Source organism: Pseudonocardia sp. DxW (assembly GCF_058448985.1).
In genome coordinates this window covers 341,214-356,588 of record NZ_JBZFLK010000004.1, presented here as the reverse complement: position 1 = coordinate 356,588, position 15,375 = coordinate 341,214, and the positions used below count along the sequence as shown (strand labels likewise).

The window sequence follows — 15,375 nt, the reverse complement described above, 5'->3', positions numbered from 1 at the left end:
TCGGCGTGTTATTCAGAGTCCCGCACCCCGCGGGGGTGTGACCCCCCGCCCCCCCCCGCCCCCCCCCGGGGGGGGGGGGGGGGCCCCCCCCCCCCCCCCCCCACCGCGCGGCAACGTCCCTGTTCACACCGGTCAGGCCCGGTCGTCCCCGCCGGGCCGGCCGGCGTCGCCGGCGCCGGGCTCCGGATCCCCGGATCCCGCCGGGTCCGGTGCGACCTCGGCCTCCGGCCGGTCCTGCACGGTCACCATCGCCGGCCGGAGGATCCGGTCGGCGATCCGGTAGCCGCGGCGCAGCACCGTCGACAGCACGGTGACCATCGGGCCGGAGCCCTCGGCCGGCTCGTGCTGGACGGCCTCGTGCAGCTGCGGATCGAACAGCTCGCCCTCGGCCCCGAAGGACTCCAGGCCGAGCTTGGTGACCACGCCGGTGACCTTGTCGGCCGCCGACTTGAACGGCCCGGTCAGGTCACCGTGCTGCTCCGCGCGCTCGAAGTCGTCGAGCACGGTGAGCAGGTCGCTGACGAACGAGACCTTCGCCGAGAGCTGGGTCTGCTCCCGGTCCCGGTCCGCCCGTCGCCGGTAGTTCGCGTACTCGGCGGAGACCCGCTGCAGGTCCGCCGTGCGCTCGGCGACCTCCGCGGTCAGCTTCTCCACCTCGGGGTCGACCCCGTCGGCCGGACCCGCGACCGGGTCCGTGCCGTCCGGGCCCGGGGCCGCCGCGTGGGCGGCCCCGGACTCGTCGTTGCCGCGGACCTCACCGGTCTCCGGGTCCACCTTGCGGCGGTCCCGGAAGGTCACCGGCTCCTGCTGCCTGTCCTGCTCGTCACCGTCTGCCATGTCGACCGTCCCGTCTCCTGGATGGCCGTGCGCCGTCACTTGTCGCCCTTGTCCTTGTCGTCGTCCACGATCTCGGCGTCGACGACGTCGTCCGGCTGCTCCCCGGTCGCACCGGCGTCGGCACCGGCGGCACCGGCTCCGGCCGCGCCCGCGGCGCCCTCGGCGCCGGGCTGGGAGTACAGGGCCGACCCCATCTTCTGGGACTCGGTCGCCAGCTTCTCCATGGACGTCTTGACGGCCTCGTGGTCGGTGCCCTTGAGCGCCTCCTGGGCCTCGCCCAGCGCGGCGTTCACCGAGTCCTTGACGTCGGACGGGAGCTTCTCGTCGTTCTCCTTGAGGAACTTCTCCGTCTGGTAGACGAGGGTCTCCGCCTGGTTGCGGGTCTCCGCCTCCTCGCGACGCTTGGCGTCCTCCTCGGCGTGCGCCTCGGCCTCGGACACCATGCGGTCGATGTCGTCCTTGGACAGCGCCGAACCGCCGGTGATCGTCATCTCCTGGCTCTTGCCGGTGCCCATGTCCTTGGCGGACACGTTGACGATGCCGTTGGCGTCGATGTCGAAGGACACCTCGATCTGCGGGACGCCGCGCGGGGCCGGCGCGATGCCGGTCAGCTCGAACATGCCGAGCTTCTTGTTGTACGCGGCGATCTCACGCTCGCCCTGGAAGACCTGGATCTGCACCGACGGCTGGTTGTCGTCCGCGGTGGAGAAGATCTCCGAGCGCTTCGTGGGGATCGTGGTGTTCTTCTCGATCAGCTTGGTCATGACGCCGCCCTTGGTCTCGATGCCGAGGGACAGCGGCGTGACGTCGAGGAGCAGGACGTCCTTGACCTCACCGCGGAGCACACCGGCCTGCAGGGCGGCGCCTGCGGCGACGACCTCGTCCGGGTTGACGCCCTTGTTGGGCTCCTTGCCGCCGGTCAGCTCCTTGACGAGCTCGGTGACGGCGGGCATCCGGGTGGAGCCACCGACGAGCACGACGTGGTCGATCGCGCTGACCGAGATGCCGGCGTCCTTGATGACCTGGTTGAACGGCTGGCGGGTCCGGTCGAGCAGGTCCTGGGTGATCCGCTGGAACTCCGCGCGGGACAGCGTCTCGTCCAGGAACAGCGGGTTCTTGTCCGAGTCGACCGTGATGTAGGGCAGGTTGATGCTGGTCGAGGACGAGCTGGACAGCTCGATCTTCGCCTTCTCCGCGGCCTCACGCAGCCGCTGCATCGCCATCTTGTCCTTGGTCAGGTCGATGCCCTGCGAGCTCTTGAACTTGTCGACGAGCCAGGTGACGATCCGCTCGTCCCAGTCGTCGCCACCGAGGTGGTTGTCGCCGTTGGTCGCCTTGACCTCGACGACGCCCTCGGCGATCTCCAGCAGGGACACGTCGAACGTGCCGCCACCCAGGTCGAAGACCAGGATGGTCTGCTCCTTCTCGCCCTTGTCCAGCCCGTAGGCCAGCGCGGCCGCGGTCGGCTCGTTGACGATCCGGAGCACGTTCAGACCGGCGATCTGGCCGGCCTCCTTGGTCGCCTGCCGCTGCGCGTCCTCGAAGTACGCGGGGACGGTGATGACCGCGTCGGTCACCTCGTCGCCCAGGTAGGCCTCGGCGTCCCGCTTGAGCTTCTGCAGGACGCGGGCGCTGATCTCCTGCGCCGCGTAGGTCTTGCCGTCGATGTCCGGCGTCTTCCAGTCGGTGCCGATGTGGCGCTTGACCGAGCGGAAGGTGCGGTCGGAGTTCGTGACGGCCTGGTTCTTCGCGGACTGACCGGTGAGAACCTCACCGTTGCGGGCGAACGCGACGACCGACGGAGTGGTGCGGGCACCCTCCGAGTTCGCGATCACCGTCGGCTCGCCACCCTCGAGGACGGCGACGACGGAGTTGGTGGTCCCGAGGTCGATACCGACCGTACGAGCCATGGTGACTGCCTCCGTGTAGTACGAGTATGAGTGCGTCCGGCTCAAGTTGTACCAGGCCGGGGAGCACGGTGCGCATCGCCCTTGAGTAGGCCCTGCTCAACTTGCTCTCACGCTGGTCAACGGACGCCCCCGCAGAGTTGTTCCGACCCGGCTCAACTTTTTTCGACGCGTTCGGGCGTGCGGGTGGTGGGCCGCGGACTAGCCTGTGGATCTTCCATCGCGCAACGGAGGACGACGTGGGCCGATCAGGTTGGCGCGGCACGACCGTCCTGCTGGTGCTCCTCGGCATCGCCAGCGCCGTCGCCGGTTGTTCCGCCGACGAGCCTGCGGGCCCCATACCCGACCGCCCCCGGGACATCGACGTGTCCCGGCTCGATCCGTGTGACTCGCTCACCGAACAGCAACTCGGATCCCGCGGCCTCGGAACCGGGACCCCGGGCACCACCACGGTCAACGGCGCGACAGCGCGGGACTGCACCTGGATCGGTTCCCGAATCGGCGCAGGTGTCCAGTTCATCCCGCTCGGCGCCGACGCCGCGGCGACGGAACGCGGGTCGCGGATGCTCCTCGTGGCCGGCTTCGGCGCGGTCGAGGGGGCACCGGAGACCAACAACGGTCCCGGTCTCCCCGCCTTCTGCCAGATCGCCGTCGATGCCGGGCCGCAACAGACCGTCCGGGTCCAGATCAACAACGGCAGGCCGGACACCGGCGGGGACCCGCAGGCGATCCGCGACGTGTGCCGGCAGGCCGAGGACGTCGCAGAGGCCGTACTGACCACCATCGGTGGCTGACGGGTTCACCATCGCAACGGCGTCCTGGCGAAGGTCCACGCTCGGTCCGCGTCGTCCGTAGGTTCCGACCGTGTCCTCACCCGCGCACAGTCCCCGTGACAGCGCCTCCGACGAGCTCCTCCTCCAGGTCGACGTCGCCAACGTCCTCCAGGTCCGGGACGTCCTGGTCACCCAGATCGAGTCCATGCGACGCGCGCTCGACAATGCCGACCGCCGGCTGAACCTCGAGCCGTGCGGCAGCGACCCGGTGTCGATCCAGGCGGCGGAGAACTTCAGGAGAAAGATCGAGGGGTTCAAGGCCGTCCACTGGGCCCACGTCGCCGAGCTCCGGGAGGCCGCGGACAGGCTCGCCGAAGCCGCCCGGCACTACGGATTCACCGACGACGAGCTCGGTCGATCCTTCGGCTCCGCCCCGATGCCGTCGACCCATCCGGGCGATGCCCCTCCCGGCGGGAGGTGAGCAGCATGTCTCTGTTCCGCTGCTACAACTTCGCGGCTTTCGACATGGCGACCAAGTTCGGCTGGGTGGACGGGAAGCCCGGGATCGCGGCGACGCTGCCGGTCTCCGACGGCATGCGATCCCTCAGCGGTTCACTCCAGGAATCGGGTGACGTGGCCGACCGCCGGATCACCGATCTCGAGATCGCCTGGCAGGGCACCGCCTCGGACGCGGCCCGGAACTCGCTCGCCGCCACCTCCTCGGGGATGGCGGACACCGCCGCCGTCACCGGCAACGGCGCCGAGCGGCTCGTCGACCACGGCCACTCGTTCGAGACGATGCGCAAGCAGATCACCTACGTGGACCCGGCCGACCACAGCTGGTTCCAGCGCTCGGTCGACAACATGTCGGAGGCGTGGCACTCGCTGTGGGGGCGGGGCGCGGACCACGTCACGATCGCCGAGCGCAACCTGGTGAACGACGAGATCGCCAACCGGGCGCTGGACCGCTACGCCGCCGAGACCTCCGCGACCGACGACGACTTCGCCGGCGCCGCCCCACCGCCGGCAGGGGGGCCGCCCGGGACCGGCCAGCAGGGCGGCGGGGGTGGCGGTGGCGGGCCGGTGGCAGGCCCGGACACCCGCACGGTGCCCCCGCCGATCACCGGTCCCGGCGGTCCCGCCCCGGGGCCGCCCGCGCCACCGGGCACCGGCGGTCCGGACATCCCGGACATCGGTGGTCCCGGCGGGCCGCACGTCCCGGGCGGCGGGGGCTCCGGGGGGCCGACCGGCCCACCCGGACCGGGGGTACCGGAGCCGCCCGACACGCACCGGCCGGACACCGTGAGCCAGGCCGAGGTCGTGGCCGGTCCCCCCGATCGGCTGCCGGGCCCCGGCACGCCACCGGGACCGGAACGGCCGTGGGCGCCCGACCGGCCGGCGACCCCGTTCGGCCCGCTACCCGGCCCGGGGGCCCGCTGCCCGGCCCGGGCGGCCTGCGCACCGGCGACCAGCTCGCCCGCGACTTCGCCGAACGGGCCCGGCAACAGCAGCTGGTCCCCGGCCCCGGGCGCGGTGCGCGAGCGCCCGAACCGCACCCGGCACCGGGGCGCGGCGGCGGATGGGGCCCGCCGGGCGCCCGGCCCGGCCCGGCCGATCCCACGACGTACACGGGCCGGCCCGCGGAGGCCCGCGGGTCCGGCTTCCCCGGCGGGTACGGCCCGATGTCCGGCGCCGGCGCCGGGACCGGCGGCGGGCAGGACCACCGCAACCGCTACGTCGTCCCCACCGACGAGGTCTTCGACATCGACGTGACGGCCACCGACGCCGTCCTCGGCCCGGACGAGGACCACCGGTGACCGGCCGCGCGCCGGGTGCCGCCGCGCCGGGGCCGCTGCTCGACTGGCGACGGGCGACCGTGCTGGGCGCCGCCGAGTTCGACGTCGCCCGCGACCTGCTGGACCTGGGCCGCGGCCCGGCGGTGCTCGGCGTGCTCAGTCCCGGCCCGACCGACGTCGAGCGGGCCGGGGTGGTCCGTGCGGCGACCCGGTCGCTGGCCGCGCGCGGACTGCTCGGCGCAGGCGGGTTCCGATCCGCCCTGGTCGACGACCTGCGCACCGTCGTCGCACCCGAGTTCCAGCACGATCTCGTCGTCTCCCCGCCCACCGCCCAGCAGGCGCTCATCGGGTACCGGTCCGGGCGGGCCGTGCTCGCCACCCGGATCGGTGACGACGTCGCGCTGCTCCGGGTGCCGCCCGAGCAGGCCGCCGCCGCCCTGGTGGAGCTGCTCGGGCCGCTCGCCCGCGGACCGGGCCCGACCGTGCGGATCCCGGCGCGGGTACTCGCCGGCGCCGCCGCCGCGGCGGCGGGCGACCGCACCCGCTGGGTGGCCGAGCTGCTGCGGCGCGGCTGCTCGGGCGCCGAGGCCGAGCTCGTCGCGCGGATGGGCGACCTGCGCGGCCTCGCCCAGCTCGGCGCCGGGCGGTCCGGGCCCGGCGGGCACCGGGCGCCCGCGGTGCTGCTGGTGCACGTCACCGCGCAGGGCTGCTACTACCAGCGGCGGCCCACCCCGGCGGTGATCGGCGGGCCGCCGCCGGACGGCGCGACGGTGCAGGCCGGCCCGGCCGACGCCGCGACCCTGGTCGCGGAGCTGACGGCCCTCACCGCCCTGACGCCGCCGGGATAGGCCGGGCCGGGCCGGCCCGGCCCGGTACTCAGCCCCTGGTCAACAGGTCGGCCGGCAGGTCGGGAGCGGTGTAGGCCGCACCGAACCGGTCGACGTCGTCCAGCGCCGCGGTCGCCGCCTCGTTCAGCGCGAGATCGGCGACCTCGTCGAGGGGCAGCTCCCGGCTGATCACCCCGTACCGGTGCAGCAGCTCGATCGACTGCTGGTACCACTCCTCGTCGATGCTGCCGAGCCCCGCGACCGACGGCCAGATCAGCTGGTTCAGCTGGTTCATCTGGTAGGTCTGGAAGTCGGCGTCCAGCGCGGTGCCCTGCTGGACCACCAGCTCGACGCAGTGCTCGGCGTTGTCCCGGCAGTAGGCCCAGCCGCGCATCGACGCGGTGACGAACGCGGTGACGTCGTCCCGGTTGGACTCCAGGAAGTCGCCGTTGGCGAAGATCCCGTCCTCGGCGACCGAGGTGTCGTCCTGGGCGAAGGAGTAGACGTTCAGCTCCTCGGCCGGGATCCCCGATGCCAGCACCTGGCCGAGCTCGTTGAACGCGTACGCGGAGGCGATGTCGATGTCGCCGGACAGGAACTGGTTCATGTCGAAGCCCTGCTGGACCATCGTGACGTCGGTGTCCGGGTCGATCCCGTACTTGGCCATCGTCGCGTAGAGCTTCTGGTCACCGGCCCACGAGCCGATCCGCTTGCCGACCCAGTCCGCGGGGGACTCGATGCCCGCAGACTTCCTCGACACCATCACGTACCCCGGCCGGGCCGTGGTCTGGGCGACCGCCTTCAGCGAGGCGCCCTGGTCGATCGCGCTCAGCGTGTTGCCGAAGCTGTCGGTGCCGAGCTCGGCCTGGCCCGATCCGACGATCTGCTGGGCGCTGACGTCCGGCCCGCCCGGCCGGATCGTCACGTCCAGTCCCGCCTCCCGGTAGAAGCCCTGCTCCTGTGCCGCGTAGTAGCCGGCCCACTCGGCCTGGGTGACCCAGCCGAGGGCGAGGGTGACCGGCCGGAGGCCGTCGGCAGCGGCGTCCCCGGTGTCGGCGCCGGTCCCGCAGGCGGCGAGGGTGAGCAGTGCGGCCGAGGCGGTGAGGGCCGCGAGGAGCCTGCGACAGGGAATGCGCATCATGGTGTCCTTTGTGGATCGTCGGGGACGGACGGGTTCGGGGGAGGTGCCGTCCGGGGCGGGTCAGCGTCGGCGCACGAGCAACCGGTCGAGCGCGATGGCGAGCCAGAACAGCAGCGCGCAGAACACGAACGCGGTGAGGGCCGCGCCCCAGAGGTTGTCGACGCGCAGCTGCACCGATGCGCTCTTGATGTAGGTACCGAGGTTCTCCAGGCTCCCGCCGAAGTACTGGGCGAGCAGTGCGACCGTGAAGGAGGTCGGCGCGGCGACCCGCAGGCCGCTCATCAGGTGCGGCAGCGCGGCGGGGAGGTAGAGCGACCGGACGGTCCGGCCGGGGGAGGCGGCGATGCTGCGGAACAGCTCCACGGTCCCGGGGTCGGCCGCGGAGAAGCCGTTCAGTGCGAAGGTGAACATCAGCGGGCCGACGGCCATCGCCACCACGACCACCCGGGGCAGCATGCCGAACCCGAAGACCGCGTTGGCCAGCGGGATCAGCGCGACGACCGGGACCGCCATCAGCGCGGACGCGTAGACCGCCGACACCGCCCTGGCCGTGCGGCGGCGCACGACCAGCGCCGCGACCGCGACCCCGACGACGACGCCGGCGCCCAGCCCCAGCACCGCCTCGACCAGGCTGTTCCATCCGTTGCGCAGGTAGACGACGGGCTTCTCGGCGACCGCGGCGAGCACCCCGGACGGCGACGGCAGGGTCAGCGGTCCGATCGAGAAGATCCGGATCGCGGCCGACCAGGCCGCGACGAACAGGACGAGCAGCAGCACCGTGCCCGGGACGGTCAGCCACCGGGTGGCCGCCCGCGGCGCGTACCGCTCCGCCGGGGCGGCGCTCACGACGCCCCCATGTGCGCCGACAGGCTCGTGCGGACGCGGGTCACCGCGTCGAAGAAGCCCGGGGTCGTCGTGGTCGCCGCGGTGCGCCGGCCCGGCAGGTCGATCTCCACGATCTCGCCGACCCGGCCGGGCCCGGCGGCCATCACGACGACCCGGGAGGACATGAACACCGCCTCCGGCACCGAGTGGGTCACGAACAGCACGGTCTTCCCGGTCCGGGCCCAGAGATCGCGGACCTCCAGGTTGAGCCGGTCCCGGGTGATCTCGTCGAGCGCACCGAACGGCTCGTCCATCAGCACGATCCGCGGGTCGTAGACCAGTGCCCTGGCGATCGCCACCCGCTGGGCCATCCCGCCGGAGATCTGCTGCGGGTACTTCCCGGCCGCCGCGGCGAGCCCGACCAGCTCGAGCTGGGCCATCGCCCGTTCGCGGCGCTCGGCCCGGGGCACCCCGGTGTGTTCCAGCGGGAGCTCGACGTTGCGCAGCACGCTGCGCCAGGGCAGCAGGTTGGGGCTCTGGAACACCACTCCGATCTCCCGGCGCTCGCGGGCGAGCGCGGCCTCCCGGCCGTCGACGAGCACCACACCGTCGGTCGGTGAGGTCAGGTCGCCGGCCAGCCGGAGCAGGGTGGACTTCCCGCAGCCCGACGCGCCGACGAGCGAGACGAACTCGCCCTCGGCGATCGACAGGTCCAGGCCGTCGAGCACCGGGCCGGCGGCCGGGTCGAAGGTCTTGCCGACCCGGGAGAACTCGATCGCGGTGCGGGTCCCGGTGGCGGGGTCGCGGGTGATGGTCATGATTCGGCTCCCGCCGGTAGGTGGGTGGTCCGCAGTGCGGCCCTGGCGGCGGCCCGGACCAGCCAGGAGACCAGGTACACCAGCGCCACGCCGCCGCCGGCGACGACGATCGCCGCACACCACATCGGTTCGGGGCGGTAGGAGTAGTACTGGCTGGCCGCGAGGACGACCGCCGCGATGCCGTCCTGGGTGCCGGACGGGAGCTCGGCGAGGACGGCCCCGAGGAACGCCCAGGCCGCGACGGTCCGGATCGCCGCGCTGGTGTGGGTCAGCGCGGCCGGCAGCTCCAGCACGGTGAACTGCCGCCGCCGCGGCGCGCCGAAGCTGTCCAGCAGCTCGCGCTGGGCGACCGGGACCTCGCCGATCCCGCGGGCCACCGCGACCACGGCCGGGAAGAAGCCGGCCAGCGTCGCCATGATCGTCGCGGCCACCCAGCCCGGTCCGAACAGGATCACCAGCGGCGGCGCGAGCGCCACCAGCGGGAGCGCGCGGCTCAGCACGAGCAGCGGCATGAGGCTCGGGCCGAGCACCGGCCGCTTGGCCGTGAGCACGCCCAGTGCGGTGCCGACGAGCAGCGCGCACAGGATGCCGAGCACGGCCGACCGCACGGTGACCCACAGGTTGCCGAGCAGGAAGACCAGCTCGATCTCACCCTGGGAGGTGCGCGCCCCGAAGTGCGCCAGCACCTCCCAGACGTGCGGCAGCCGGGTCCGGTCCAGGCCGGCGGCCAGCTTCACGAGCTCCCAGAGCGCGACGACGACGAGCGCGACGACGACGCAGCCCGCCGCGACGGCGGCGGCGTCGCGGCGGGGGCCCCGCACCGCGGGGGAGCGCTCCGTCACCGGTGCGGGCGGCGGCGCTGTGCGTGTGTCCACGGTCGTGCCGCCGGTCAGCCGGCCCGCTCGGCGAGCGAGTCCGCGTAGGCCTGGTAGCGCAGGGTCAGCCAGCGGTTCATCTGCGGCAGCGTCGACTCCTGCCAGCTGTACCGGCCGCGCTTGGCGTACCGGGACCGCTGGCCGCCCTGCATCCGGGTGTTGGTGGTGATGTCCTGGTCGTTGATCACCGCGTTGACCGCGTTCTGCATCTCGAAGGCCCAGTCGAACCCGGGTGCCTTGAGCGAGCTCTCCGGGAACAGCCAGGCCATCCGCAGGGTCATCCGGCCGGCCGACTCGGGGGTGATGAGGAAGTAGAAGACCTGGTCAGGGCTCAGCGCGAAGAACACGGTGGGCAGCACCGAGGCGAACATGATCCGGCTGCGCCGCTTCTCGTCCAGCCCGGGCAGGATCGGGAGGACGCTCTTGCCCGTCGGGTTGAAGCCCGCGTCGATCCAGCGGTAGTTCGTCGGGTGCATGATCTGGCCGTCGGCGTCGTCCCACTCGACGAACTCGGCCATCGACGCGGGGGCGACGTCGTGGTAGCCCATGTGCACGAACGACGTGTGGTACGGCTCGAGGGCGTTCTCGTGCATGCCCTTCCAGTTCCACGGCTGGTCCGGGTACTCGAGATGGTTGATCGCCGTCAGGTTGGCGACGTCGTAGGCCTCCATCTCGGGTGCCAGCTTCGCCAGCCGCGGTGCGAGCGGGGCGGCGTCCGGGTCCATGTTCGCGAAGATCATCCCGTGCCAGATCTCGACCTTCAGCTGCGGCAGCCGGGTCTCCGCGCGCAGCTCGGCGATCGGGCAGGTCCGGGTCATCTCCGGCGCGGCGACCAGCCGGCCGTCGAGCCCGTACGCCCAGTAGTGGTACGAGCAGCGGAACTGCTTGGTGCTGCCCTTCGCGCCCGGCTCGACGACCGGGTAGGCGCGGTGCTGACAGATCGCGGACATCACCCGGATCTCGCCCGCCCGGTCGCGCGCGACGATCAGCGGCTCGTCGCCGACGGTGATGGTGAAGTAGTCACCGCCCTCCGGGACCTGGCTGACGTGGCCGAGGCAGAGCCACTCGCGGGCGAAGATCGCCTCCTTCTCGAACTCGTAGAACTCCTCGGAGGTGTAGACGGCGGCCGGCATGGTCCGCGCGGTGGTGTAGTCGCCACCGAACTCGCGCAGGCCGTCCAGGATCGCGCGGACCTCGGGGGTGAGCAGGGTCATCGGTGCTCCATCGGTCGGGTCGGGGGGATCAGTCGACGTTGACGACGGTCGGGCTCTCGGAGTTGCGGACGACCACGCAGACGCAGTCCTCGGTGCCCGGGTTCTCCTCGCGGTGCACCAGCCCGCCGGGGATGACGGCGATCTCGCCGGGGCCGGCGAAGAAGTCCTCGGTGCCGCCGGGGCCCTCGACGACGAACCGCATGGATCCGGAGACGATGCAGACGATCGTGGTCTGGTCCTCGTGGTGGTGCAGGCCGCCGCCCCGGCCGGCAGGCAGGACGCTGGTGCCCATCCACATCCCGGCGGCCGCCGCGGCGGTGCCGCGGGCCAGCGCGCCCGAGGCGCCGCCGGCGTCCGCCGCGTTGTCCGCCACGAGCGCCCCGGTGCCGACCACCCGGCAGCCGCTCGGGAATGCCTGTTCCTCAGCCGACGAGCTCATCGTCCGCCCCTTCGCCTCCGGTGGAGGACGTCGCGACGCCCTCGATCTCGATCAGGAACTCCGGTCGCACGAGCCGCTGCACGACCAGGAGGGTGTTCCCGGGTGGCCGGCCGCCCGGGAAGATCCCGGCGAACAGCTCCTCCCGGATCCGGTAGAACTCGTCGATGTGGCCGGGATCGACCAGGTAGGTCGTCATCTTCACCAGCTCGGCGAACGATGAGCCGCCGGCCGCGAGCGTCTCGCCGAGCAGCCGGAAGACGGTCCGCATCTGCGTCTCGAAGTCGTCGTGGCCGACCGACCCGCCGTCCGGGTCGACCGACAGCACGCCGCTGACGTGCACCGTGTGCACACCCGGTGGGATCACCACCGCCGGCGAGTACAGACCGACGGTCCTGCCCGCCGTCCGCACCACCCGGTTCCCGACGGCCGTCGTCCCGGTCATCACGCCACCTCCACCTGGGTCATGGCCGGCCGCGGCGCGGCCGGGGTCACGCGGATCTCGTTGCGGAGCAGCCCGATACCGTCGATCCGGGCCTCGACGACGTCGCCGCCGCGGAGGAACTCGGCCGGGGACCGGGTGAAGCCGACGCCGGCCGGGGTGCCGGTCGCGATCACGTCGCCCGGGCGGAGCGCGACGTAGCGGGAGATCACCGCGATCTGCTCGGCGACGCTGAAGATCATGTCCGTGGTGTGCGCCCGCTGCTTGCGGACGCCGTTGACGGCCAGCTCGATCGCCGCGTCCGGCGGATAGCCCGCCTCGTCGGCGGTCACGATCCACGGGCCGACCGGGGTGGTCCCGTCGACGTTCTTGCCCAGGTGCCACTGCTCGTGCCTGCGCTGGACGTCCCGGGCGGTGACGTCGTTGACGATCGTGTAGCCGAACACGTGCCGGCCGGCGTCGGCGGCCGCGATGTCCCGGCCGCCGAGCCCGATCACCACCCCGAGCTCGACCTCCCAGTCGAACTGCGCGGACACCCGCTCGTCGAGCTCCAGCACCGCACCCGGGTCGGCCACCGCCGACGGCGTCTTGAAGAAGACGATCGGGTGCCGCGGCGCGGCCGCGACGAACACCTCGGCCGACTCGGCCTGGTGCTCGGCGTAGTTGATGCCGGTGCAGAGCAGGCCGCGGCAGTCCTCGGCGAGCGGGGACCGGAGGCGGACCGCGCCGAGCTCGAGCGTCCGGCCGTCCGGGGTGGGGAGCGCCCCGGCGACCAGATCGGCGAGCGTCTCGCGGACCGGGCGCAGCGTCCCGGCGCGCGGGTCGACCAGGCCGGTCCCGCGTTCCGGCCCTGCGGCGAACCTCGCGATCCTCATCCGACCCGCTCCGGCAGGTCCCACATCCGGGTGGCCGCCCAGCCGTCCGGATAGGGCGTCCGGAAGTCGAGCGCGAGCCGGAGGTGGGCGAAGCGCCACTCGCCGTCCCGGCACTCGAAGTCGTCGACGTAGACACCGGCCTGCCAGAACGCCGTGTCCCCCGCGGTGCAGGTCTGCAGCAGCTTCCAGCGGCCGACCGCCCGGTCGCCGTCCACCGTCACGTCCTCGTTGGTGAGGAAGTGGGCGGTGAACCCCATCCGGCCGGCGGCGTCCTCGAACGACGCGGCGATGGCCGCGCGGCCGACGATCCGGCCGGCCCCGCCCGGAGCGGCCGGGACGCCCTCCGGCACCCGGTCCGGCAACGCCTCCCAGACCGCGTCCTCCCAGAAGAGGTCCGCCACCGCGCCGCGCCGCCGGTCGTCGAGCCCCTGCATGTAGGCCGCCTTGAGCCTGCGGACGGCGTCCCGGGCCTCGATCCGACCGACCCGCACCGCCAGATCCGCGGTCATCGGAGGCCCTCTTGTTCTCGCAACATATATGAAAGCTGCGCTTCGGCCCGGCGTCGCGTCCAGCCCCTGACCCAACCCGAAACACTTGTTCACCCTCGCGAAACACCATGTCTGTGCAGGTTGGAGCGCTGTGATCACTCGTCGTGACGCTTGCTCCGAGCGGTCCGGCAACATATATGATCTGGCCGCAATGTCCTCGATGGAAGGTCCGTGACGGCCGTGCCCACTGCGACTCCGGTGACCCCGACACCCGCGACGACCACCCCGGCGGGGCGCACGGTCGTCCTGCACGACGTGCTCGCCCCGTTGAGCGGCGGGCGGGAGGACATCCGGCTGGAGGTGCCCGGCCCGGCCGGTCCCCCGACCGGCGTCGACGGGGCCGGCCTGCAGGTGCTGCCCGGGCTCTACGACGCCGACAGCCACCTGCCGGTCCTCGATCTCGGCCTGCGCGAGTCCGACCGGTGGCGGGCGCTGGCCGGTGGCGCGACCGCCGTCAACACGGCGCTGCCCTGGCACCTGGTCCGCACCCGGCCCCTGGAGGCCGTGACGAGCTTCCTGGCCGGGACCGCGTTCCCGCGGGTGCTGCCGATCCTCTCGGTCTCCGACAGCCCGTCCAGTGAGGGCTTCGCCGGCTGGCTGCGGGAGCACGGCGCGCAGGTCCGCGAGACCTGGATGCCGACGATCAAGCTCTACTCGAACGACCCGTTCTTCCGGGCCAATCTCGAAGCGGTGTGGGCGGCGGGCTGCCGGGCCGCCGTCTACTTCTACGACCGGGAGAGCTTCGAGCGGGTCGCCACCGAGCACGCCGGCCCGGTGCACTTCCGGCACGTCACGTCGCGGTCGATGGCCGATCTGGTCGCGGCCCGGCCGGACTCGACCTGCCAGACCTCGCCGCACTTCCTCGTCGAGCTCCCACCCGGACGGGCCGGGGAGCTGCACGTGCTCCCGCCGGTGCCCGGCGGCGCGGACCGCGACGGGCTCCGCGGGATCGTCGCCGAGCAGGTCGATCTGATCGCCAGCGACCACAACGCACCGGTGCACGGCAACGACGGCCCCGGCCTGGACAGCGAGCAGTCCCTGCTCCCCGCGCTGCTGCACCTGGTCGCCGGCGGCGTGCTGGACCTGCCCACCGCGCTCGCGAAGGTGACGACGGCGGCCGCCGCGGTGTTCCGTCCGGCCGCCGGGCTGCCGGCCGCGCGGATCGTCGTCGATCCGGCCGGGACCGGGCCGGCCGGGCTCTGGCCCGGCCAGGAGAGCAGGCGCGCCGCGTTCCTCGGTGTCCCGCTCGCCGGGACCGTGCTCGCCGTCGAGGCCGCGGGTACGGCACGATTCCTCTAGCCCGACGCCACATCGGGTGGTCCCCGCCGTACCGCCCGCGCCGACCGACGACGAGAGAGGCGTGACGTGAAGCCCACCGGGTCGAGACCGGGCCTAGGCCTAGGCCCGAGCGCCGTCCGCACCGCCCATCGCGACGTCACCGAGCGGCTGCGCGACGCCATCGTCTCCGGTGTGCTCCCGGCAGGCAGCCGGCTGGTCCAGGCCGAGCTGGCGGCGACCCTGGAGGTGAGCGTCACGCCGGTGCGCGAGGCGCTGCGTGAGCTGGAGAGCCAGGGCCTGGTCGACTTCGACCCGTTCCGCGGCGCGACGGTGCACCAGGTCAGCCTCGCCGAGCTCGACGAGGTCTACGAGATCCGGCGGACGCTGATCCCGATCGCGGCCCGCGAGCGGGTCCGCACGATCACCGACGAGGAGATCGAGGAGGCCGAGGCCATCGCCTCCGCGATGTCGCTGCGCAGCGACTCCACCCGGTGGGTGGAGGACAACCGCCGGCTGCACCGGCTGCTCGACGGCACCTCGGGGCAGGTGCACCTGCGCGCCATCATGCGCCGGCTCGCCGACATCTCCTCGCTGTACGTGGGGCTGTCGGTGACCACCGACCCGACCCGCCGCCGCCGGGCCCGGGAGGACCACAAGGAGCTCATCCGGGCCTACCGCAAGCGGGACGCGGCGCTGGTCACCGCGATCACCCTGCGGCACATCAGCGACACCGAGACGGTCGCGCGGGAGGCGCTGCTGCGCAGCGGCACGCACTGACCGGCC

Annotated in this window: 17 protein-coding genes; 6 read left to right on the top strand and 11 right to left on the bottom strand. The window is 72.9% G+C overall.

Annotated elements, in window-relative coordinates; genetic code table 11:
- Window positions 1-132 precede the first annotated feature (132 nt).
- A complete protein-coding gene (grpE, locus tag ACVJO7_RS08955; RefSeq protein WP_491672462.1) occupies window positions 133-876 on the bottom strand; it encodes a nucleotide exchange factor GrpE in 744 nt (247 codons plus the stop codon).
- Window positions 873-2,747: a molecular chaperone DnaK gene (gene dnaK, locus ACVJO7_RS08950; protein WP_344025144.1), complete on the bottom strand. Its 1,875-nt coding sequence runs from the start codon at window positions 2,745-2,747 to the stop codon at window positions 873-875. The genes grpE and dnaK overlap by 4 nt, the downstream gene beginning before the upstream one ends.
- A gap of 275 nt (window positions 2,748-3,022) precedes the next feature.
- Between dnaK and ACVJO7_RS08945 the strand changes: the two genes are divergently transcribed.
- The 4 genes from ACVJO7_RS08945 to ACVJO7_RS08930 all read left to right on the top strand — a co-directional run bounded on the left by ACVJO7_RS08945 (window position 3,023) and on the right by ACVJO7_RS08930 (window position 6,161).
- Window positions 3,023-3,538, top strand: a complete 516-nt coding sequence (locus tag ACVJO7_RS08945; protein ID WP_491672461.1) for a DUF3558 family protein — start codon at window positions 3,023-3,025, stop codon at window positions 3,536-3,538.
- A gap of 70 nt (window positions 3,539-3,608) precedes the next feature.
- Window positions 3,609-3,998, top strand: coding sequence for a PE domain-containing protein (locus ACVJO7_RS08940; protein WP_491672460.1), 390 nt, complete (start codon window positions 3,609-3,611; stop codon window positions 3,996-3,998).
- 5 nt (window positions 3,999-4,003) lie between these two features.
- Complete coding sequence (locus ACVJO7_RS08935; protein ID WP_491672459.1) at window positions 4,004-5,290, top strand: hypothetical protein; 1,287 nt, start codon at window positions 4,004-4,006, stop codon at window positions 5,288-5,290.
- Window positions 5,291-5,330: 40 nt separating this feature from the next.
- The gene (locus ACVJO7_RS08930) at window positions 5,331-6,161 is read left to right on the top strand and encodes an ESX secretion-associated protein EspG (protein ID WP_491672458.1); all 831 of its coding nucleotides are present in this window, start codon (window positions 5,331-5,333) and stop codon (window positions 6,159-6,161) included.
- A 28-nt stretch (window positions 6,162-6,189) separates the two neighbouring features.
- Here ACVJO7_RS08930 and ACVJO7_RS08925 read toward each other — a convergent pair whose 3' ends face one another.
- The 9 genes from ACVJO7_RS08925 to ACVJO7_RS08885 form a co-directional block, all read right to left on the bottom strand.
- A complete protein-coding gene (locus ACVJO7_RS08925; RefSeq protein ID WP_491672457.1) occupies window positions 6,190-7,278 on the bottom strand; it encodes an ABC transporter substrate-binding protein in 1,089 nt (362 codons plus the stop codon).
- A gap of 63 nt (window positions 7,279-7,341) precedes the next feature.
- Window positions 7,342-8,127 carry an ABC transporter permease gene (locus ACVJO7_RS08920; RefSeq protein WP_491672456.1) on the bottom strand — a complete coding sequence of 262 codons (786 nt, stop codon included), beginning with the start codon at window positions 8,125-8,127 and terminating at the stop codon, window positions 7,342-7,344.
- On the bottom strand, window positions 8,124-8,924 hold the full coding sequence (locus ACVJO7_RS08915; protein WP_491672455.1) for an ABC transporter ATP-binding protein: 801 nt from the start codon (window positions 8,922-8,924) through the stop codon (window positions 8,124-8,126). Before ACVJO7_RS08915 ends, ACVJO7_RS08920 begins: the two co-directional genes overlap by 4 nt.
- On the bottom strand, window positions 8,921-9,745 hold the full coding sequence (locus ACVJO7_RS08910) for an ABC transporter permease (RefSeq protein WP_491672454.1): 825 nt from the start codon (window positions 9,743-9,745) through the stop codon (window positions 8,921-8,923). Before ACVJO7_RS08910 ends, ACVJO7_RS08915 begins: the two co-directional genes overlap by 4 nt.
- Before the next feature lie 68 nt (window positions 9,746-9,813).
- The gene (locus ACVJO7_RS08905) at window positions 9,814-11,013 is read right to left on the bottom strand and encodes an aromatic ring-hydroxylating oxygenase subunit alpha (protein ID WP_344025126.1); all 1,200 of its coding nucleotides are present in this window, start codon (window positions 11,011-11,013) and stop codon (window positions 9,814-9,816) included.
- Between the two features lie 28 nt (window positions 11,014-11,041).
- Window positions 11,042-11,452 carry a cupin domain-containing protein gene (locus ACVJO7_RS08900; protein WP_491672453.1) on the bottom strand — a complete coding sequence of 137 codons (411 nt, stop codon included), beginning with the start codon at window positions 11,450-11,452 and terminating at the stop codon, window positions 11,042-11,044.
- Window positions 11,436-11,894, bottom strand: coding sequence for a RidA family protein (locus tag ACVJO7_RS08895; RefSeq protein ID WP_344025122.1), 459 nt, complete (start codon window positions 11,892-11,894; stop codon window positions 11,436-11,438). The genes ACVJO7_RS08900 and ACVJO7_RS08895 overlap by 17 nt, the downstream gene beginning before the upstream one ends.
- Complete coding sequence (locus ACVJO7_RS08890; protein WP_491672452.1) at window positions 11,894-12,766, bottom strand: fumarylacetoacetate hydrolase family protein; 873 nt, start codon at window positions 12,764-12,766, stop codon at window positions 11,894-11,896. The genes ACVJO7_RS08895 and ACVJO7_RS08890 overlap by 1 nt, the downstream gene beginning before the upstream one ends.
- The gene (locus ACVJO7_RS08885; protein WP_491672451.1) at window positions 12,763-13,275 is read right to left on the bottom strand and encodes a nuclear transport factor 2 family protein; all 513 of its coding nucleotides are present in this window, start codon (window positions 13,273-13,275) and stop codon (window positions 12,763-12,765) included. Before ACVJO7_RS08885 ends, ACVJO7_RS08890 begins: the two co-directional genes overlap by 4 nt.
- 237 nt (window positions 13,276-13,512) lie before the next feature.
- Here ACVJO7_RS08885 and ACVJO7_RS08880 point away from each other — a divergent pair, with 237 nt between their 5' ends.
- Complete coding sequence (locus ACVJO7_RS08880; RefSeq protein WP_491672450.1) at window positions 13,513-14,613, top strand: amidohydrolase family protein; 1,101 nt, start codon at window positions 13,513-13,515, stop codon at window positions 14,611-14,613.
- Between the two features lie 66 nt (window positions 14,614-14,679).
- On the top strand, window positions 14,680-15,369 hold the full coding sequence (locus ACVJO7_RS08875; RefSeq protein WP_491672449.1) for a GntR family transcriptional regulator: 690 nt from the start codon (window positions 14,680-14,682) through the stop codon (window positions 15,367-15,369).
- Window positions 15,370-15,375: the final 6 nt, after the last annotated feature.

What these genes read in the sequence shown, in the direction of transcription:
- dnaK (WP_344025144.1), bottom strand. Translation starts at nt 2,747, where the DNA reads ATGGCTCGTACGGTCGGTATCGACCTCGGGACCACCAACTCCGTCGTC.
- ACVJO7_RS08935 (WP_491672459.1), top strand. Translation starts at nt 4,004, where the DNA reads ATGTCTCTGTTCCGCTGCTACAACTTCGCGGCTTTCGACATGGCGACC.
- ACVJO7_RS08925 (WP_491672457.1), bottom strand. Translation starts at nt 7,278, where the DNA reads ATGCGCATTCCCTGTCGCAGGCTCCTCGCGGCCCTCACCGCCTCGGCC.
- ACVJO7_RS08915 (WP_491672455.1), bottom strand. Translation starts at nt 8,924, where the DNA reads ATGACCATCACCCGCGACCCCGCCACCGGGACCCGCACCGCGATCGAG.
- ACVJO7_RS08905 (WP_344025126.1), bottom strand. Translation starts at nt 11,013, where the DNA reads ATGACCCTGCTCACCCCCGAGGTCCGCGCGATCCTGGACGGCCTGCGC.
- ACVJO7_RS08900 (WP_491672453.1), bottom strand. Translation starts at nt 11,452, where the DNA reads ATGAGCTCGTCGGCTGAGGAACAGGCATTCCCGAGCGGCTGCCGGGTG.
- ACVJO7_RS08895 (WP_344025122.1), bottom strand. Translation starts at nt 11,894, where the DNA reads ATGACCGGGACGACGGCCGTCGGGAACCGGGTGGTGCGGACGGCGGGC.
- ACVJO7_RS08890 (WP_491672452.1), bottom strand. Translation starts at nt 12,766, where the DNA reads ATGAGGATCGCGAGGTTCGCCGCAGGGCCGGAACGCGGGACCGGCCTG.
- ACVJO7_RS08885 (WP_491672451.1), bottom strand. Translation starts at nt 13,275, where the DNA reads ATGACCGCGGATCTGGCGGTGCGGGTCGGTCGGATCGAGGCCCGGGAC.